This is a genomic window from Pseudomonas sp. LG1D9 (genome assembly GCF_002949995.1).
GTDB lineage: Bacteria > Pseudomonadota > Gammaproteobacteria > Pseudomonadales > Pseudomonadaceae > Aquipseudomonas > Aquipseudomonas proteolytica.
Genome location: NZ_CP026881.1, coordinates 618,352 through 637,277, shown reverse-complemented (window position 1 = coordinate 637,277; position 18,926 = coordinate 618,352). Strand labels below are relative to the sequence as shown.

Below are 18,926 nucleotides of genomic sequence, written 5' to 3'. Positions count from 1 at the left end.
CAAGCCAAAGGGTTATTGAATCGTTCAACGCCCAGGGCATAGAAAGACGCTGATGAGGACCGACTGATGGCCGGCAAAACGCTTTACGACAAACTCTGGGATTCCCATGAAGTGAAACGGCGCGATGATGGGTCATCGCTGATCTACATCGACCGTCACATCATCCATGAAGTGACCTCGCCCCAAGCGTTCGAAGGCCTGCGACTGGCCGGGCGCAAGCCTTGGCGCGTCGACTCGATCATCGCGACCCCGGACCACAACGTGCCGACCACCCCGGAGCGCAAGGGCGGCATCGAAGCCATTGCCGACCAGGTCTCGCGCTTGCAGGTCCAGACCCTCGACGACTATTGCGACGAGTACGGCATCACCGAATTCAAGATGAATGACGTGCGCCAGGGCATCGTCCACGTTATCGGCCCGGAGCAGGGCGCAACCTTGCCGGGCATGACCGTGGTCTGCGGCGACTCCCATACCTCCACCCATGGTGCGTTTGGCGCCCTGGCCCACGGTATCGGCACCTCCGAGGTGGAGCATGTGTTCGCCACCCAGTGCCTGGTCGCCAAGAAAATGAAGAACATGCTGGTGCTGGTCGAAGGCACCTTGCCCTTTGGCGTCACCGCCAAGGACATCGTGCTGGCCGTGATCGGCAAAATTGGCACCGCTGGCGGTAACGGCCATGCCATCGAGTTCGCCGGTAGCGCGATTCGTGATTTGTCCATCGAAGGCCGCATGACCATCTGCAACATGTCCATCGAAGCCGGTGCCCGTGTGGGCATGGTGGCGGCGGATGAAAAAACCGTGGAGTACGTCAAGGGCCGTCCATTCGCTCCGCAAGGCGCCGATTGGGATGCCGCCGTGGAGGCCTGGAAAGACCTGGTTTCTGACAAGGATGCGGTGTTCGACACCGTGGTCGAACTCGACGCTGCCCAGATCAAGCCACAAGTCAGCTGGGGCACTTCGCCGGAAATGGTCCTGGCCGTCGACCAGAACGTGCCGGACCCGGCCAAGGAAGCCGACCTGGTCAAGCGCGGTTCCATCGAGCGGGCCTTGAAGTACATGGGCTTGAAAGCCAACCAGGCGATCACCGACATCCAGTTGGACCGCGTGTTTATCGGTTCCTGCACCAACTCGCGGATCGAAGACCTGCGCGCCGCGGCGGTGATCGCCAAGGGCCGCAAAGTGGCCGCGACCATCAAGCAAGCCATTGTGGTGCCAGGTTCGGGCCTGGTGAAGGCCCAGGCCGAAGCCGAAGGCCTGGACAAGATCTTCCTCGAAGCCGGTTTTGAATGGCGCGAGCCGGGTTGCTCCATGTGCCTGGCGATGAACCCGGACCGTTTGGAGTCCGGCGAGCATTGCGCGTCCACCTCCAACCGTAACTTCGAAGGGCGTCAGGGCGCCGGTGGCCGCACCCACCTGGTGAGCCCGGCCATGGCCGCTGCGGCTGCCGTCAACGGTCGTTTCATCGACGTTCGCGAATTGATCTGAGGAATACCCGATGAGAGCTTTTACCCAACACACAGGTCTTGTCGCACCGTTGGACCGTGCCAACGTGGACACCGACCAGATCATCCCCAAGCAGTTCTTGAAGTCGATCAAGCGCACCGGTTTCGGCCCGAACCTGTTCGACGAGTGGCGCTACCTGGACGTGGGCTACGCCTACCAGGACAACTCCAAGCGCCCGCTGAACAAAGACTTCGTGCTCAATGCCGAGCGTTACCAGGGCGCCAGTGTGTTGCTGGCCCGGGAGAACTTCGGTTGCGGTTCCAGCCGTGAACACGCGCCATGGGCCCTGGAAGAATATGGCTTTCGCAGCATCATCGCGCCGAGCTACGCCGATATCTTCTTCAACAACAGCTTCAAGAACGGTTTGTTGCCGATCATCTTGAGCGATGCCGAAGTGGACGAGTTGTTCCAGCAAGTGGAAGCCAATGTGGGCTACCAATTGACCGTCGACCTCGCGGCGCAAACCGTGACCCGTCCGGACGGCAAGGTGTACCACTTTGAAGTGGATGCGTTCCGTAAGCACTGCCTGATCAACGGCCTGGACGATATCGGCCTGACCTTGCAGGACGGCGATGCCATTGCGGCGTTTGAAGCCAAGCACCGGGCCAGCCAGCCTTGGTTGTTTCGTGATGCCTGATTCTATGTAGGCTGGACTGGCCCCTTCGCGAGCAAGCCCGCTCCCACATTCGATCGCATTTCAACTGAAGGAACTCGGTCGAATGTGGGAGCGGGCTTGCTCGCGAAAGGGCCTGTATGAACAACACAAAAGCCAGGAGCATCACCATGACCAGCACCGCCCACACCCAAGTCGTGCAAAAACAATTCGGTGAACAGGCCTCGGCCTACCTGAGCAGTGCCGTGCACGCCCAAGGCACCGAGTTCGCACTGCTGCAGGCCGAACTGGCCGGGCAGGGCGCGGCACGCCTGCTGGACCTGGGTTGTGGCGCCGGTCACGTGAGTTTCCACGTAGCACCGCTGGTCAAGGAAGTGGTGGCCTACGACCTGTCGCAGCAAATGCTCGACGTGGTCGCCGCCGCTGCCGCCGACCGTGGGCTGGACAATATCCGCACCCTGCACGGGGCCGCCGAGCGCCTGCCGTTCGCCGATGGCGAGTTCGACTTCGTGTTCAGCCGCTACTCGGCCCATCACTGGAGCGACCTGGGCCTGGCGCTGCGCGAAGTGCGCCGGGTGCTCAAGCCGGGCGGCGTGGCGGCATTTGTCGACGTCTTGTCACCGGGCAGCCCGCTGTTGGACACTTACCTGCAAACCGTCGAAGTGCTGCGCGACACCAGCCATGTGCGCGATTACTCCGCTGGCGAGTGGATGCGCCAGCTCAGCGAAGCCGGCTTGCATGTACGCAATAGCAGTCGCCAGCGCCTGCGCCTGGAATACACCTCGTGGGTCGAGCGCATGCGCACGCCAGAGGTATTGCGCGCAGCGATCCTGGCACTGCAAAAGGCGATGGGCCAGGAAGTGCGCGATTATTTTGAGATTCAAGCCGATGGCACCTTCAGCACCGACGTGCTGGTGGTCTGGGCCGAACGCTAATAATTTTCCCGACCTGCCCGAGGGTGGGTCGCTTGATGAAATGAGGAACGCATGAGCAAGCAGATTCTGATTCTCCCTGGCGACGGCATTGGTCCGGAAATCATGGCCGAAGCGGTCAAGGTCCTGGAATTGGCCAACAGCAAGTACAGCCTGGGCTTTGAATTGAGCCACGACGTGATCGGCGGCGCGGCCATCGACAAGCATGGCGTGCCCCTGGCCGACGAAACCCTGGACCGTGCCCGTGCTGCCGACGCCGTGCTGCTCGGCGCCGTGGGTGGGCCGAAATGGGACAAGATCGAACGTGACATCCGCCCGGAACGCGGTCTGCTGAAAATCCGCGCGCAACTGGGCCTGTTCGGCAACCTGCGCCCGGCGATCCTCTATCCGCAACTGGCCGACGCGTCGAGCCTCAAGCCGGAAGTGGTGGCGGGCCTGGATATCCTGATCGTGCGCGAGCTGACCGGCGGTATCTATTTCGGCTCGCCACGGGGTGTGCGCGAGCTGGAAAATGGCGAGCGCCAGGCCTATGACACCCTGCCGTACAGCGAGAGCGAAATCCGCCGTATCGCCCGAGTCGGTTTCGACATGGCCCGCGTGCGTGGCAAGAAGGTCTGCTCGGTGGACAAGGCCAACGTCCTGGCCTCCAGCCAGCTGTGGCGCGAGATCGTCGAAGAAGTGGCCAAGGACTACCCGGACGTCGAGTTGAGCCACATGTACGTCGATAACGCCGCGATGCAACTGGTGCGTGCACCCAAGCAGTTCGACGTCATCGTCACCGACAACCTGTTCGGCGACATCCTGTCCGACCAGGCCTCGATGCTCACCGGTTCCATCGGCATGCTGCCGTCGGCGTCCCTGGACACCCACAACAAGGGCATGTACGAGCCGTGCCACGGTTCGGCGCCGGATATCGCGGGCCAGGGCATTGCCAACCCGCTGGCGACCATCCTGTCGGTCTCGATGATGCTGCGTTACAGCTTCAACCTGAGCGAAGCGGCGGACGCGATCGAGAAGGCGGTGAGCCTGGTGCTGGACCAGGGCCTGCGTACCGGCGACATCTGGTCGCAGGGTTGCACCAAGGTCGGGACGCAGGAAATGGGCGACGCAGTAGTCGCCGCGCTGCGGAATCTGTAATCTCTCGGGCCCGCTTGCAGTTGTTGCTGCAAGGCGGCCCACTTTTTAACAAGGTGTAGTTGCGATGAAACGTGTAGGTCTGATCGGTTGGCGCGGTATGGTCGGTTCCGTGCTCATGCAGCGGATGCTGGAAGAGCAGGATTTCGATCTTATTGAGCCGGTGTTTTTCACCACTTCGAATGTCGGTGGCCAAGGGCCGTCCGTGGGCAAGGATATCGCCCCGCTCAAGGACGCCTACAACATTGAAGAGCTCAAGACCCTCGACGTCATTCTGACCTGCCAGGGCGGCGACTACACCAGCGAAGTCTTCCCCAAGCTGCGTGAAGCCGGCTGGCAGGGTTACTGGATCGACGCCGCCTCGAGCCTGCGCATGCAGGACGACGCCGTGATCATCCTCGACCCGGTCAACCGCAAGGTCATCGACCAGCAGCTCGACGCCGGCACCAAGAACTATGTCGGCGGCAACTGCACCGTCAGCCTGATGCTGATGGGCCTGGGTGGCCTGTTCGAAGCCGGGCTGGTGGAGTGGATGAGCGCCATGACCTATCAGGCGGCCTCCGGTGCCGGTGCGCAGAACATGCGTGAGCTGATCAAGCAGATGGGCGCGACCCACGCGGCCGTCGCCGATCAACTGGCCGACCCGGCCAGCGCGATCCTCGACATCGACCGCCGTGTGGCCGAAGCCATGCGCAGCGACGCCTATCCGACCGAGAACTTCGGCGTGCCATTGGCCGGTAGCCTGATCCCGTGGATCGACAAAGAACTGCCGAACGGCCAGAGCCGCGAAGAGTGGAAGGCCCAGGCCGAGACCAACAAGATCCTGGGGCGCTTCAAGAACCCGATCCCGGTGGACGGTATCTGCGTGCGCATCGGCGCCATGCGCTGCCACAGCCAGGCGCTGACCATCAAGCTGAACAAAGACGTACCGATCGCCGATATCGAAGGGCTGATCAGCCAGCACAACCCATGGGTCAAGCTGGTGCCGAACAACCGCGATATCAGCATGCAGGAGCTGAGCCCGACCAAGGTCACTGGCACCCTGAATGTTCCGGTGGGGCGTCTGCGCAAGCTGAACATGGGCACCCAGTACCTGGGCGCCTTCACCGTGGGTGACCAACTGCTGTGGGGCGCGGCCGAGCCGTTGCGCCGGATGTTGCGGATCCTGCTGGAGCGTTGATCGCTTTTTGGTGTTGAACAAACCCGTGCCCTGGTGACAGGCGCGGGTTTTTTATTGCTCTTTAGGGCCCTTTCGCGAGCAAGCCCGCATTTTGATGTGTGAATGCAATCAAGTGTGGGGCTTGCTCGCGAAAGGGTCATCAGCCACACCACAAAGCCTGGGTTAATTGCCTCACCCCCCACCACCCGGTAAAGTGCCGCTCCCCCCGCAATGCCCGAGGCAGCCTCCATGACCCAGACCTTTGATATCGCCGTGATCGGCGCCACCGGCACCGTTGGCGAAACCCTGGTACAGATCCTCGAAGAGCTGGATTTCCCGGTCGGCACCCTGCACCTGCTGGCCAGCAGCGAGTCGGCCGGCGCTTCGGTGCCATTTCGCGGCAAGAACGTGCGGGTGCGGGAAGTCGACGAGTTTGATTTCAGCAAGGTGCAACTGGCTTTTTTCGCGGCTGGCCCGGCGGTCACCTTGAGTTTTGCCCCGCGCGCCACTGCGGCGGGGTGCTCGCTGATCGACTTGTCTGGGGCCTTGCCGGCCGAGCAGGCACCCCAGGTGGTGCCGGAAGCCAACGCCCACGTCCTGGACGGCCTGACAAAGCCCTTCCAGGTCGGCAGCCCGAGCCCGTGCGCCACTCATCTGGCGGTGGTCCTGGCGCCGTTGCGGGGCTTGCTGGGCATTCAGCGCGTGAGTGTCACCGCCAGCCTGGCCGTGTCTGCCCAGGGCCGTGAAGCCGTGAGTGAGCTGGCCCGGCAAACCGCCGAATTGTTGAATGTGCGCCCCCTGGAGCCAAAGTTCTTCGATCGGCAAATGGCCTTCAACCTGCTGGCCCAGGTCGGTACGCCGGACGCCCAGGGCCACACGGCCCTGGAAAAACGCCTGGTCCACGAACTGCGCGTCTTGCTTGATTTACCGTTGCTGAAGATTTCCGCAACCTGCGTTCAAGCTCCGGTGTTTTTTGGCGATAGCCTGAGCGTGTCCCTGCAACTGGCGGGCCCTGTGGACCTTGGCGCAGTCAATCGCGTGCTGGAGTCGGCGCCGGGCATCGAACTGGTGGAAGAGGGCGATTACCCTACCGCTGTTGGGGATGCGGTCGGTCAGGATGTGGTCTACGTGGGCCGGGTGCGAGCGGGCATTGACGACCCAGCGGAACTAAACTTGTGGCTGACGTCAGATAACGTACGCAAAGGTGCTGCGCTTAACGCGGTGCAACTGGCGCAGTTGTTGATAAAAGACCTTGCGTAAAAGATACTTGGCGGCAATTTGTAGATTGATTCTAGCTAAGCGCTATGCTTGGCCCCATGCACGAAAAGTTGCGCGTCGGTGACCTATCGGCTCGCCATGCCGAATGGCAGCGGTACCCAACCTTCTCGCGGGCCGAGGAGTGTTCAAACAAAGGATGAGGCTATGGTTCAAGTTCGCAAACTGGTGTTAGCAATAGCGGCCGCCTCGGCGCTGTCCTCCGGTATGGCGCAAGCGCTGCAACTTGGGGAGATGACACTCAAGTCGAAGTTGAACCAGCCGTTGTCGGTGGAGATCGAGCTGCTCGATGTAGGCGGGCTGAGCGCTTCCGACATCGTTCCCAGTCTCGCGTCTTCCCAGGCCTTTGTGGATGCGGGCGTGGATCGCCAAGCGTTCCTTGATGAACTGAGCTTTACCCCGGTGCTCAACCCCAGCGGTCGCAGCGTGGTGCGTGTTACCTCCAGCAAGCCCTTGCCCGACTCCTATGTGCGCTTCCTGTTGCAGGTGCAATGGCCCAATGGCCGATTGATGCGCGACTACAGCGTCTTGCTGGACCCGGCCAAATTCGAGCAAAAGGCCCCGGAGGCCATTGCCCCGGCACCGCGCCTTGCCCCGCCTGCGGCCAGCAGCGTCAGCAAGGCGGCTGAACACACTACGACTTCCCGCGACACCCTGTGGGAAATCGCCGCTAAAAATCGCAATGGCGGCTCGATCCAGCAGACGATGCTGGCGATCCAGGCGCTGAACCCCGGGGCTTTTGTCGACGGCAATATCAACCGCATGAAAACCGGCCAGGTACTGCGCCTACCGGACCCGGTACAAAGCACCAGCCTGCCGCAACCTCAGGCGATTGCCGAAGTGACTGCGCAGAACGCGGCCTGGCGTCAGGGGCGTCGCGGTGCCACCAATCAGGCAGCGGGGCGGCAGCAACTAGACGCCACCAAGCGCACCCAGGCCGGTGCCGCGCCGTCGCAAACGGCTGCCAAGGACAACCTCAGCCTGGTCTCGGCCGAGGCCGCCAAGGCTGGAGTCACAGGCGCCGCAGGGGATAGCAAGGCTTTGAACAACAAGCTGGCGGTGACCCAGGAAAGCCTGGATTCGACCCGTCGCGAAAATGAAGAACTGAAGAGCCGCATGACTGACCTGCAGAGTCAGTTGGACAAGTTGCAGCGGCTGATTGAACTGAAGAACAACCAATTGGCCAAGTTGCAGGCCGAGGGTGGCGCACCGGCGCAGCCGGCGGCCATGCCTGCGGAGTTGGCGGCGGCGCCCGTTGCACCAGCACCTGCTACCCCGGCGCCCGCCGCCGAAGCGCCCGTGGTTGCGCCTGCGGAAAGCCCGGCTGAGCCCGCGCCGGTGGCCAGCACCGAAGGCAAGTTCAATGACCTGCTGACCAATCCCATCGTTCTCGGGGTGATTGGCGGTGCCGCTGGCCTGCTGGTATTGCTGCTCCTGCTGCTATGGGCGCGTCATCGCAATGCGCGCCTGGAAGAGGAAAAACACCTGCGCATGGCGCGGGCGCTGGCCGAGGAACCGGAGTTCTCCTCAAGCCTTGACCAGGACATGCCATCGGACAGTTTCGAAGGCCTTGAAGTCCCTGCGGCAAACGTCAAGCTGGCTCCAGCTCCAGCTCCAGCTCCAGCTCCAGCTCCAGCGCCGGTTGCCGTGGCGCCTGTGCCTGCACCGGTCACCAGCATGGCGCCGCCGAGCAAGCCGATCATCGAACCCGGCTCCTCCGACGCCCTGGCGCTGGCCCAGTCCCACCTGGATCGTGGTCACCTGAACCAGGCGGCCGCCGTGCTGGAAGAAGCGATCAAGCTGGAGCCCAAGCGCAGCGATCTGCGTCTCAAGCTCCTGGAAGTCTATGGTCAGCAGGGCGACAAAGATGGCTTCGTAACCCAGGAGCGCCAACTGGTCGCCAATGGCGAAAATCACGCCCAGGTCGAACTGTTGAAAAACCGCTACCCGGCCATGGCCGTGCTGGCAGCGGGTGTCAGTGCTGCCGTCGCCGCCGCTGCGCTGGATGCGCAGTACGTCAAGGATCTGCTCCAGGAAGAACCGGCGCCCGCCGCCACGCCTGAGGCCGATGGGTTCGACACCGACTTCGACCTGAGCCTGGATGACCTGGAAGCCGCTTCGCCGGCCGTGGTTGCACCAGAGCCCGAGATCGATGATCTGAGCTTCGAGTCGGTATTGCAGCAGCAGAATGAAGCCAAGGCCAGCGAGGACGATCTATCGGATTTTGACCTCGACTTGCAATTGGATGCGCCAGCCTCTGCGTCCGATGACGACTTCCTCTCGGGCCTGGAAGAACAGATGAAGGACCTGCCGCCGGTAGAGCCGCCCACCCTGACACCGGCCGCGCTGGAAGATTTTGACCTGCCGGAAGACTTTGATCTGTCCCTGGCGGACGAACCCGCGGCGTCAGCCAAGCCGGACGCATTCGCTTCGGAGCTTGACGATGTCAACGCCGAACTGGAGCGTCTGTCCCAGAGCCTGGAAAGCCCGTCGATCGAGCCGAGCTTCACTGCCGAAGACGCCGCCAAGGGCGACGATGAGCCGGAGTTCGACTTCCTGTCGGGCACCGACGAAGTCGCCACCAAGCTGGACCTGGCCCAGGCTTATATCGATATGGGGGATGAGGGCGGTGCGCGCGACATCCTGGCCGAAGTCCTTACCGAAGGCGATGAAAAGCAACGGGATGAAGCCAAGGAAATGCTCAGCAACCTGGCCTAAAGCCATTACGCAATTCCTGTAGGAGCGAGCTTGCTCGCGAAAAACTCAAGGGCACCGCGTTCTTCCAGGATGGGCGCGTTATCGTTGACGATCTTCGCGAGCAAGCTCGCTCCTACAAAAATCCTCAAGCCATATATAATGGCTGCCTTTGCGCAACTCATCAGGCCCTCAGCTCTTGGCAAATATAGATAACGCGGCCGCCGAAATGGCGGCCGCTGGCTTTTTCAGAATCGCCCTGGGCGTTGAATACAAAGGCTCGCGCTATCGCGGCTGGCAGCGCCAGGCCTCGGGCGTGCCGACCGTACAGGAAACCCTGGAGAAGGCCCTGTCGAAGGTCGCCGACTCGCCGGTTTCATTGATGTGCGCCGGGCGTACCGACGCCGGCGTGCATGCCTGCGGGCAAGTGGTCCATTTTGACACCCAGGCCGAGCGTTCGATGAAAGCCTGGGTGATGGGCGCCAATATCAATCTGCCCCACGATGTTAGCGTCAGTTGGGCCAAGGTCATGCCGGCGCACTTTCATGCGCGGTTCAAGGCAATTGCCCGGCGCTACCGCTACGTGATCTATAACGATCAGATCCGTCCGGCACACTTGAACGAAGAAATTACCTGGAACCACCGCCCGCTGGACGCCGAGCGTATGGCTGAGGCGGCCCAGCACCTGGTGGGAATCCATGATTTCAGCGCGTTCCGGGCTGGCCAGTGCCAGGCCAAGTCGCCGATCAAGGAAGTCCATCACCTGCGCGTCACGCGCCACGGCAAGATGATTGTCCTGGATATCCGTGCCGGTGCGTTCCTGCACCATATGGTGCGCAATATCGCCGGCGTACTGATGACCATTGGCACCGGCGAGCGCCCGGTGGAATGGGCCAAGGAAGTGCTGGAGAGTCGAGTGCGTCGTACCGGCGGAGTGACGGCGCACCCGTTCGGCCTGTATCTGGTGGATGTGGAATACCGCGATGAGTTCGAGTTGCCGCAGCGTTTCATCGGGCCACACTTCCTCACAGGTTTCACTGAACTTGACGGCTGACGCCTGGAAAAGCATTTGTTACCATCCGGGACTTTCCTGGACAGCCCCCTGAGGTTCCGACGATATGTCAGGCGTTCGCAGCAAGATTTGCGGGATTACCCGCATGGAAGACGCGCTGGCGGCAGTCGAGGCGGGGGCTGACGCCATTGGTTTTGTGTTTTATGCCAAGAGCCCGCGTGCGGTGACGGTGCAGCAGGCACGGGCGATCATTGCCGGCTTGCCGCCGTTCGTGACCACCGTGGGGCTGTTCGTCAACGCCAGCGCCTGTGAGCTCAACGAAACCCTGGATGCCGTCCCCCTGGACCTGCTGCAGTTCCATGGCGACGAAACCCCGGATGAGTGCGCCGGCTACCATCGCCCTTATATCAAGGCCTTGCGGGTCAAGGCCGGGGACGATATCGCCGCCAGTTGCGCCGCCTACGCCGGGGCCAGCGGGATTTTGCTCGATGCCTATGTCGAGGGCATTCCTGGTGGCACGGGCGAGGCCTTTGACTGGTCGCTGATTCCCCAGGGCTTGAGCAAGCCGATCATCCTGGCCGGCGGCCTGTGTGCCGAAAACGTGGCGCAGGCCATCGCCCAGGTCCGCCCGTATGCGGTGGACGTCAGCGGCGGGGTGGAGCAGGGCAAGGGCATCAAGGATTCTGCCAAGATTCGCGCATTCATGCAGGCAGTGCGCAGCAGCAGTGGCGCGATGTGACGGCTGGCAGTCTGCCGCCGTCAGTAACTACCACTGTGTGAAACAGGCCGGCGTTGCCCTCGGGCGGCGCCAATGAAGTGGCAGCCACGCGTTGGCGGGTTGTCTGGAAGGCTGAGGGCAGGTGCAGGAAATGGCTGGTCGAACGTCTGACCCCGTCCTGCAGCTGTTATCGCCACATCAATGAATTTAGCTCAAGGGCATACGCGGGGCTGTGTTCAAGCCACCGGTACTGGAGAAAGAAAGCATGAGCAACTGGTTAGTAGACAAACTGATCCCCTCGATCATGCGTTCCGAGGTGAAGAAAAGCTCGGTCCCTGAAGGTCTGTGGCACAAGTGCCCATCCTGCGATGCGGTGTTGTACCGCCCAGAGCTGGAAAAGACCCTGGACGTTTGCCCCAAGTGCAACCACCACATGCGTATCGGCGCCCGCGCCCGTATCGACATCTTCCTCGACGCCGATGGCCGTGCCGAGCTGGGCGCTGACCTGGAGCCGGTGGACCGTCTCAAGTTCCGCGACGGCAAGAAGTACAAGGACCGCCTGACCGCTGCGCAGAAGCAGACCGGTGAAAAAGACGCGCTGATCTCGATCAGCGGCAAGCTGCTGGGCATGCCGGTGGTGGTGTCGGCGTTTGAATTCTCCTTCATGGGTGGTTCGATGGGCGCCATTGTCGGTGAGCGCTTTGTACGTGCCGCCAACTACGCCCTGGAAAACCGTTGCCCAATGATCTGCTTCGCCGCCTCGGGTGGAGCGCGGATGCAGGAAGCGTTGATCTCGCTGATGCAAATGGCCAAGACCTCTGCGGTACTGGCGCGTCTGCGCGAGGAAGGCATCCCGTTCATCTCCGTGCTGACCGACCCGGTCTACGGCGGCGTTTCCGCCAGCCTGGCGATGCTCGGCGACGTAATCGTTGGCGAGCCCAAGGCACTGATCGGCTTTGCCGGCCCACGTGTGATCGAGCAGACCGTGCGCGAAAAGCTGCCGGAAGGCTTCCAGCGCAGCGAGTTCCTGCTGGAGCACGGGGCGATTGACATGATCATCGCCCGCTCCGAACTGCGTCCACGCCTGGGTAGCCTGCTGGCACAGATGATGGGCTTGCCGACACCAGAATACGTCGCGCCTAAAGTCGAACCTATCGTCGTTCCGCCGGTGCCTGCAAACCTATGACCCAACGAACCCTGGGCGAGTGGCTCGCCTACCTTGAGCAGTTGCATCCGTCAGCCATCGACATGGGCCTGGAGCGCTCGCAACAGGTAGCGGCCCGCCTCGGGTTGGGTCGGCCTGCGCCGCGAGTGATCACGGTCACGGGCACCAACGGCAAGGGTTCTACCTGCGCCTTTGTCGCTGCGTTGCTGCAGGCCCAGGGCTTGAAGGTGGGTGTCTATAGCTCGCCGCACTTGCTGCGTTACAACGAGCGCGTGCAACTCAACGGTGTTGAAGCCACCGACGAGCAATTGTGCGAAGCCTTTGCGGCGCTGGATGCCGGGCGCGGCGATACCTCCCTGACCTATTTCGAGATGGGCACCCTGGCTGCGTTCTGGTTGTTCGAGCGCGAACAGCTGGATGCCGTGGTGCTGGAAGTGGGCCTGGGTGGTCGCCTGGATACTGTCAATGTGGTGGACGCCGACCTGGCGTTGATCACAAGCATTGGCGTGGACCACACCGATTACCTGGGTGATACCCGCGAATCGGTGGCCTATGAAAAGGCCGGGATCCTGCGCCCAGGCAAGCCGGCACTGTGTGGTGACCTGGATCCGCCGCATACCTTGCTGGACAAGGTGCGCGAACTGGATTGCCCCTTCTTCCTGCGGGGCCGGGATTTTTCCTTGGGCGTGGCAGACGATCATTGGTCGTGGCGTGGTGTCGATGCGCGGGGTCTGGGCGTCGAGTTGCACGGCTTGCCGCTGCTGAACCTACCCATGGAAAACGCCGCACTCGCCCTGCAAGCCTATCTGTTGCTGGATCTGCCATGGAATGCCGGGCAGATTGCCGATACCTTGCAACGTACACGGGTGGTCGGGCGTCTGGATCGCCGCGCGTTCGAGTGGCAAGGCAAGCGCCTTGACCTGTTGCTGGACGTTGGTCATAACCCGCATGCTGCGCAGTACTTGGCGCGCCGTTTGGCCAGCCATGTGCCGACGGGTCGACGCCTGGCGGTGTTCGGCTTGCTATCGGACAAAGACCTGGAAGGTGTGGTCGCACCCTTGCTGAGCAGTGTGCAGGCATGGGCGGTTGCGCCGCTGGACACACCTCGCAGCCGTTCGGCCGATGATGTACAGGCGCTGCTGCAGAACCTTGGTGCGACGGTGACGTCCCATGCAAGCGTGACCGCTGCATTGGAGGCTCAATGTGCGGTAGCAACGGCCGAGGACGAGATTCTGTTGTTCGGATCATTTTATTGTGTTGCCGAGGCGCTTGAGTGGTTGGCCCGGCGCTCCACGGAGGAAGCTGCACATGGCATTACTGGATAGCGCATACAAGCAGCGAATGGTCGGAGCCCTGGTGCTGGTGGCATTGGCGGTGATATTCCTGCCGATGCTGTTTTCCCGTCAGGACGAGCAGCGCCAGGTCACGGTTGAAGCGCCGGCTGCGCCCCAGGCCCCGGTAATGCCGCAGGTTCAGGTCGAGCCGGTGGTGGTGCCTGAGCCGCAGGCGCTGCCCGAGGAAGAGCCAGTGCCGACGGATGCAGAAATTGCCCAGCAGCAGGCACCCACGGCGCCAATTCAACCCAGCGTTCCCGTAGTCAAGCCTGCGCCAGTCGTGGCAGCCAAGCCTGCGGCGCCTGCTCCAGCGCCAAAACCTGTCGCGCCTCAGCCTGCTGCGCCAGGCAAGCCGGATGTCGGTCAAAGCCGTATCGATCCCAATGGCCTGCCGATCAGCTGGTCGGTGCAGCTCGCCAGCCTGTCCAATCGCGAAAGTGCCGAAGCGTTGCAGAAGACCCTGCGCAGCCAGGGCTATAACGCTTATATCCGTACTGCCGATGGCAAGAACCGGGTATTTGTCGGGCCGCTGATTGAGCGTGCCGAGGCTGACCGCCTGCGTGACTTGCTGGGGCGTCAGCAGAATCTGAAGGGTTTTGTGGTGCGCTTCCAGCCAGAACGCGGCTGATTCTGGCTCCAAATGTGTGTGCAGGCTTGTGTGGGAGCGGGCTTGCCCGCGATGACGGTGCATCAGTCGATATTAAAGTTGACTGACACGCCGCTATCGCGGGCAAGCCCGCTCCCACATTGGTTTATGCCCGTCTGAGATGGCCGCAGCTTGCCACAACCCATTGATTTGCAATGGACCGCCAATCACCGCTTACCGATAGCCCAGCGCTCTGCTAAAATGCGCCGCCTTATCCGTCTGTAGGCTGCACTGTGCCATTTACCTGGGTTGATTGGGCGATCGTAGCCATCATCGCCATCTCCGCATTGATCAGTCTAAGCCGCGGCTTCGTCAAAGAAGCATTATCGCTGCTGACCTGGATCGTTGCAGGAGTCGTCGCCTGGATGTTCGGCGGATCCCTGGCCGTTTACTTGGCCGGCTACATCGAAACACCTTCGGCTCGTGTCATCGCGGGCTGCGCCATCATGTTCATCGCCACGCTGCTGGTGGGAGCAATGGTCAATTATCTTATCGGCGAATTGATACGTGTCACCGGCCTCTCCGGGACCGATCGATTTCTCGGCATGGCCTTCGGTGCCGCGCGTGGCGCGTTGCTGGTGGTCGTTGCGGTCGGGCTGTTGAGCCTGGGCCCGGTACAGCAGGATGCTTGGTGGCAGGAGTCGAGTCTCGTGCCAAAATTTCTATTGGTTGCAGACTGGTCCAAGAACCTCATATTGGGGTGGAGTAGTCAGTGGCTGGCCAGCGGTATCAGCGTACCCGCTGATATTCCGTTCAAGGAGCACCTCTTGCCGGGCAACACGCCGCAGTAAGTAGTGTTCAGTCAAGATTCATTAAGTAGGGGTTGCGTCGCATGTGTGGCATCGTCGGTATCGTCGGTAAGTCGAACGTCAATCAGGCGCTGTATGACGCGCTAACCGTCCTCCAGCACCGCGGCCAGGACGCTGCCGGTATTGTGACCAGCCACGACGGCCGGTTATTCCTGCGCAAGGACAATGGCCTGGTACGTGACGTGTTTCATCAGCGTCACATGCAGCGCCTGGTCGGGCATATGGGTATTGGCCATGTGCGTTATCCGACTGCCGGTAGCTCGACTTCGGCCGAAGCTCAACCGTTTTACGTCAACTCGCCCTACGGCATTACCTTGGCGCACAACGGTAACCTGACCAATGTTGAACAGTTGGCCAAGGAGATTTACGAATCTGACCTGCGCCACGTCAACACCAGTTCCGATTCGGAAGTGCTGCTCAACGTGTTTGCCCACGAACTGGCCCAGCGCGGCAAGTTGCAGCCAACCGAAGAAGACGTGTTCGCCGCTGTGACCGACGTGCATAACCGTTGCGTGGGTGGCTACGCGGTCGTGGCAATGATCACCGGTTACGGGATCGTTGGTTTCCGCGACCCGCATGGCATCCGTCCTATCGTGTTCGGCCAGCGTCACACCGACGAAGGCGTCGAGTACATGATCGCCTCCGAAAGCGTATCCCTGGATGTACTGGGCTTCACCCTGGTGCGCGACCTGGCCCCGGGCGAAGCGGTGTACATCACCGAAGATGGCAAGCTGCACACCCGCCAGTGCGCGATCAACCCCAAGCTCACACCGTGCATCTTCGAGCACGTGTACCTGGCGCGCCCGGATTCGATCATCGACGGTGTCTCGGTGTACAAGGCGCGCCTGCGCATGGGTGAGAAGCTCGCCGAGAAGATCCTGCGCGAGCGTCCAGAGCACGACATTGACGTGGTGATCCCGATCCCGGACACCAGCCGCACCGCTGCGCTGGAATTGGCCACCCGCCTGGGCGTCAAGTTCCGCGAAGGTTTCGTCAAGAACCGCTACATCGGCCGCACCTTCATCATGCCGGGCCAGGCGGCTCGCAAGAAGTCGGTACGCCAGAAGCTCAACGCCATCGAGCTGGAGTTCCGCGGCAAGAACGTGATGTTGGTGGATGACTCCATCGTGCGTGGCACCACCTGCAAGCAGATCATCCAGATGGCCCGTGAAGCCGGGGCGAAGAACGTGTACTTCTGTTCCGCTGCGCCTGCCGTGCGTTACCCGAACGTGTACGGTATCGACATGCCGAGCGCCCACGAACTGATTGCGCACAATCGTTCGACCCAGGATGTGGCTGATCTGATTGGCGCTGATTGGCTGATCTATCAGGATCTTCCTGACTTGATCGAGGCGGTTGGCGGCGGCAAGATCAAGATCGAGCAGTTTGATTGTGCGGTTTTCGATGGCAAGTACGTGACCGGTGATGTCGATGAGGCTTACCTGAACAAGATCGAGCAGGCGCGCAACGACTCCTCGAAGATCAAGACCCAGGCGGTCAGCGCGATCATCGATCTGTACAACAACTGATTGACTACCGGCCCTGAGGGGCCGGTTTTGTATCTAAATAAAGAATTGAGTGAAGGAGTGGCAGCATGAGTCAGGAATGGGATGCCGGTCGGTTGGACAGCGACCTCGATGGCGTGGCTTTCGATACCCTGGCTGTGCGCGCCGGCCAGCACCGCACGCCGGAAGGTGAACACGGTGACCCGATGTTCTTCACCTCCAGCTACGTGTTCCGCACCGCGGCGGACGCGGCGGCTCGCTTTGCTGGCGAAGTGCCGGGTAACGTCTATTCCCGTTATACCAACCCGACCGTACGTGCCTTCGAAGAGCGTATCGCGGCCCTGGAAGGTGCACAGCAGGCCGTCGCTACGGCAACGGGCATGGCGGCCATCCTCGCGGTGGTCATGAGTCTGTGCAGCGCCGGTGACCATGTATTGGTCTCGCGTAGCGTGTTTGGTTCGACCATCAGCCTGTTCGAGAAGTACTTCAAGCGCTTTGGCATTGAAGTCGACTACGTGCCGCTGGCAGACCTTTCTGGCTGGGATGGGGCCATCAAGGCCAATACCAAATTGCTGTTCGTCGAGTCACCGTCCAATCCGCTGGCAGAGCTCGTAGACATCACCGCCCTCGCCGAAGTAGCGCACGCCAAAGGTGCGATGCTGGTAGTGGATAACTGCTTCTGCACGCCCGCCCTGCAGCAACCGCTGAAGCTGGGCGCAGATATCGTGGTGCATTCGGCTACCAAGTTCATCGATGGCCAGGGCCGTTGCATGGGCGGTGTAGTGGCCGGTCGTGGCGAGCAGATGAAAGAAGTAGTGGGTTTCTTGCGCACCGCAGGCCCGACCCTGAGCCCGTTCAACGCCTGGATTTTCCTCAAGGGCCTGGAAACCCTCAGCCTGCGGATGAAAGCCCATTGCGCCAACGCCCAGGCCCTGGCCGAGTGGCTGGAACAGCAGGACGGCATCGAAAAAGTCCACTACGCCGGCTTGAAGAGCCACCCGCAACATGAACTGGCCCAGCGTCAGCAGCGCGGGTTTGGGGCGGTGGTCAGTTTTGAGGTCAAGGGCGGTAAAGAGGGCGCATGGCGCTTTATCGACGCCACGCGTCTGATTTCCATCACCGCCAACCTGGGTGACAGCAAAACCACCATTACCCATCCAAGCACCACCTCCCATGGGCGCCTGGCCCCGCAGGAGCGTGAAGCGGCCGGTATCCGCGACAGCCTGATCCGGGTTGCCGTGGGGCTGGAAGACGTGGCTGACTTGCAGGCCGACCTGGCCCGCGGGCTGGCTGCCTTGTGATCGAGTGGTCCCAGGAGGCGGCTGGCGCCAGTAATGGCCGGGTCGCGTTGGTAACGGGAGCTGCACGGGGTATCGGCCTGGGGATCGCTGCCTGGCTGATCAGTGAAGGCTGGCAAGTGGTGTTGGCCGATCTTGATCGCGAGCGGGGCGCCAAAGTGTCCAAGGTGCTGGGCGATAACGCCTGGTTTATCACCATGGACGTGGCCGATGAGCAGCAGGTGGCCCTTGGGGTTGCTGAAGTGCTGGGCCAGTTCGGGCGCCTGGATGCCCTGGTGTGCAATGCCGCGGTGGCCGACCCGCGCAATATCACGTTGGATAGCCTGGACCTGGCTTACTGGAATCGGGTGCTGGCGGTGAACCTCAGTGGGCCGATGCTGCTGGCCAAGCACTGTGCACCGTATCTGCGTGCCCACGGCGGTTCTATCGTCAATCTGGCTTCTACCCGGGCCAGGCAGTCGGAGCCGGACACCGAGGCCTATGCGGCGAGCAAGGGTGGCCTGCTGGCCCTGACCCATGCGCTGGCCATCAGCCTGGGGCCGGAGGTTCGGGTCAATGCTGTCAGCCCTGGCTGGATCGATGCCCGTGATCCCGCCGCTCGCCGCGCAGAGCCGTTGAGTGACGCCGATCATGCGCAGCATCCTGCGGGCCGGGTTGGGACGGTTGAGGATGTGGCCGCCATGGTGGCGTGGCTGCTGTCGCGCAGCGCTGGGTTTGTGACGGGGCAAGAGTTCGTGGTGGATGGCGGCATGAGCAAGAAGATGATTTACAGCGAGTAGGGCGGGTAGCTGTCTTGACGTGATTTTGTCTTTTTCAGAAAAACTTCAAGCAGGCTATTGACTTAGGTCCGCTATCTGCGTAAATTTCGCGGCCTCAACGAAGCAAAGGGTGATTAGCTCAGCTGGGAGAGCATCTGCCTTACAAGCAGAGGGTCGGCGGTTCGATCCCGTCATCACCCACCACTTCTTGAGAGTTTTGCCTTCGGGCAAGACGCAACGTTAAAAGTTGCACCGACGCGCAGCGGTAGTTCAGTCGGTTAGAATACCGGCCTGTCACGCCGGGGGTCGCGGGTTCGAGTCCCGTCCGCTGCGCCATATTTTCCAGGTCCGACATGTCGGGTTTGAGATTG

General features: G+C 61.7%; 16 protein-coding genes and 2 tRNA genes. All 18 read left to right on the top strand.

All coding sequences use genetic code 11. The features are described 5' to 3' along the window. The first annotated feature begins 66 nt into the window (after positions 1–66). The 18 genes from leuC (at position 67) to C5F71_RS03060 (ending at position 18,891) form a co-directional block, all read left to right on the top strand. Positions 67–1,485 carry a 3-isopropylmalate dehydratase large subunit gene (gene leuC, locus C5F71_RS03150; protein WP_029294130.1) on the top strand — a complete coding sequence of 473 codons (1,419 nt, stop codon included), beginning with the start codon at positions 67–69 and terminating at the stop codon, positions 1,483–1,485. A gap of 10 nt (positions 1,486–1,495) precedes the next feature. Next, the gene (gene leuD, locus C5F71_RS03145; protein ID WP_003192559.1) at positions 1,496–2,140 is read left to right on the top strand and encodes a 3-isopropylmalate dehydratase small subunit; all 645 of its coding nucleotides are present in this window, start codon (positions 1,496–1,498) and stop codon (positions 2,138–2,140) included. 146 nt (positions 2,141–2,286) lie between these two features. Next, positions 2,287–3,051, top strand: a complete 765-nt coding sequence (locus C5F71_RS03140; RefSeq protein ID WP_092231417.1) for a class I SAM-dependent methyltransferase — start codon at positions 2,287–2,289, stop codon at positions 3,049–3,051. A 51-nt stretch (positions 3,052–3,102) separates the two neighbouring features. Continuing rightward, positions 3,103–4,185: a 3-isopropylmalate dehydrogenase gene (gene leuB, locus C5F71_RS03135; RefSeq protein ID WP_029294134.1), complete on the top strand. Its 1,083-nt coding sequence runs from the start codon at positions 3,103–3,105 to the stop codon at positions 4,183–4,185. A gap of 64 nt (positions 4,186–4,249) precedes the next feature. Next, positions 4,250–5,362 (top strand): aspartate-semialdehyde dehydrogenase, encoded by a 1,113-nt coding sequence (gene asd / locus C5F71_RS03130; protein WP_029294136.1) that lies wholly within the window; start codon positions 4,250–4,252, stop codon positions 5,360–5,362. Between the two features lie 228 nt (positions 5,363–5,590). Beyond that, the gene (locus C5F71_RS03125; protein WP_104910608.1) at positions 5,591–6,601 is read left to right on the top strand and encodes an aspartate-semialdehyde dehydrogenase; all 1,011 of its coding nucleotides are present in this window, start codon (positions 5,591–5,593) and stop codon (positions 6,599–6,601) included. A gap of 162 nt (positions 6,602–6,763) precedes the next feature. Continuing rightward, positions 6,764–9,334 carry a FimV/HubP family polar landmark protein gene (locus C5F71_RS03120; RefSeq protein ID WP_104910607.1) on the top strand — a complete coding sequence of 857 codons (2,571 nt, stop codon included), beginning with the start codon at positions 6,764–6,766 and terminating at the stop codon, positions 9,332–9,334. A gap of 205 nt (positions 9,335–9,539) precedes the next feature. Next, positions 9,540–10,364: a tRNA pseudouridine(38-40) synthase TruA gene (truA, locus tag C5F71_RS03115; RefSeq protein ID WP_029294142.1), complete on the top strand. Its 825-nt coding sequence runs from the start codon at positions 9,540–9,542 to the stop codon at positions 10,362–10,364. Between the two features lie 64 nt (positions 10,365–10,428). Beyond that, positions 10,429–11,061, top strand: coding sequence for a phosphoribosylanthranilate isomerase (locus C5F71_RS03110; protein WP_029294144.1), 633 nt, complete (start codon positions 10,429–10,431; stop codon positions 11,059–11,061). A 244-nt stretch (positions 11,062–11,305) separates the two neighbouring features. After that, positions 11,306–12,226, top strand: a complete 921-nt coding sequence (gene accD / locus C5F71_RS03105; protein ID WP_029294146.1) for an acetyl-CoA carboxylase, carboxyltransferase subunit beta — start codon at positions 11,306–11,308, stop codon at positions 12,224–12,226. Further along, a complete protein-coding gene (gene folC, locus C5F71_RS03100) occupies positions 12,223–13,530 on the top strand; it encodes a bifunctional tetrahydrofolate synthase/dihydrofolate synthase (RefSeq protein WP_104910606.1) in 1,308 nt (435 codons plus the stop codon). The genes accD and folC overlap by 4 nt, the downstream gene beginning before the upstream one ends. Beyond that, positions 13,514–14,167, top strand: a complete 654-nt coding sequence (locus tag C5F71_RS03095) for an SPOR domain-containing protein (RefSeq protein ID WP_092231407.1) — start codon at positions 13,514–13,516, stop codon at positions 14,165–14,167. Before folC ends, C5F71_RS03095 begins: the two co-directional genes overlap by 17 nt. Before the next feature lie 251 nt (positions 14,168–14,418). Continuing rightward, positions 14,419–14,976 (top strand): CvpA family protein, encoded by a 558-nt coding sequence (locus C5F71_RS03085; protein ID WP_029294153.1) that lies wholly within the window; start codon positions 14,419–14,421, stop codon positions 14,974–14,976. 41 nt (positions 14,977–15,017) lie between these two features. After that, positions 15,018–16,523: an amidophosphoribosyltransferase gene (purF, locus tag C5F71_RS03080; RefSeq protein ID WP_029294156.1), complete on the top strand. Its 1,506-nt coding sequence runs from the start codon at positions 15,018–15,020 to the stop codon at positions 16,521–16,523. Between the two features lie 65 nt (positions 16,524–16,588). Next, positions 16,589–17,800, top strand: coding sequence for an O-succinylhomoserine sulfhydrylase (locus C5F71_RS03075; protein WP_104910605.1), 1,212 nt, complete (start codon positions 16,589–16,591; stop codon positions 17,798–17,800). Continuing rightward, entirely contained in the window at positions 17,797–18,576 is a 780-nt protein-coding gene (locus C5F71_RS03070; RefSeq protein WP_070995078.1) for an SDR family oxidoreductase, read from the top strand. Before C5F71_RS03075 ends, C5F71_RS03070 begins: the two co-directional genes overlap by 4 nt. Positions 18,577–18,683: 107 nt before the next feature. After that, a tRNA-Val gene (locus C5F71_RS03065) sits at positions 18,684–18,759 on the top strand. 55 nt (positions 18,760–18,814) lie between these two features. Further along, positions 18,815–18,891: transfer RNA gene (locus C5F71_RS03060), tRNA-Asp, on the top strand. The last annotated feature ends 35 nt before the right edge of the window (positions 18,892–18,926 follow it).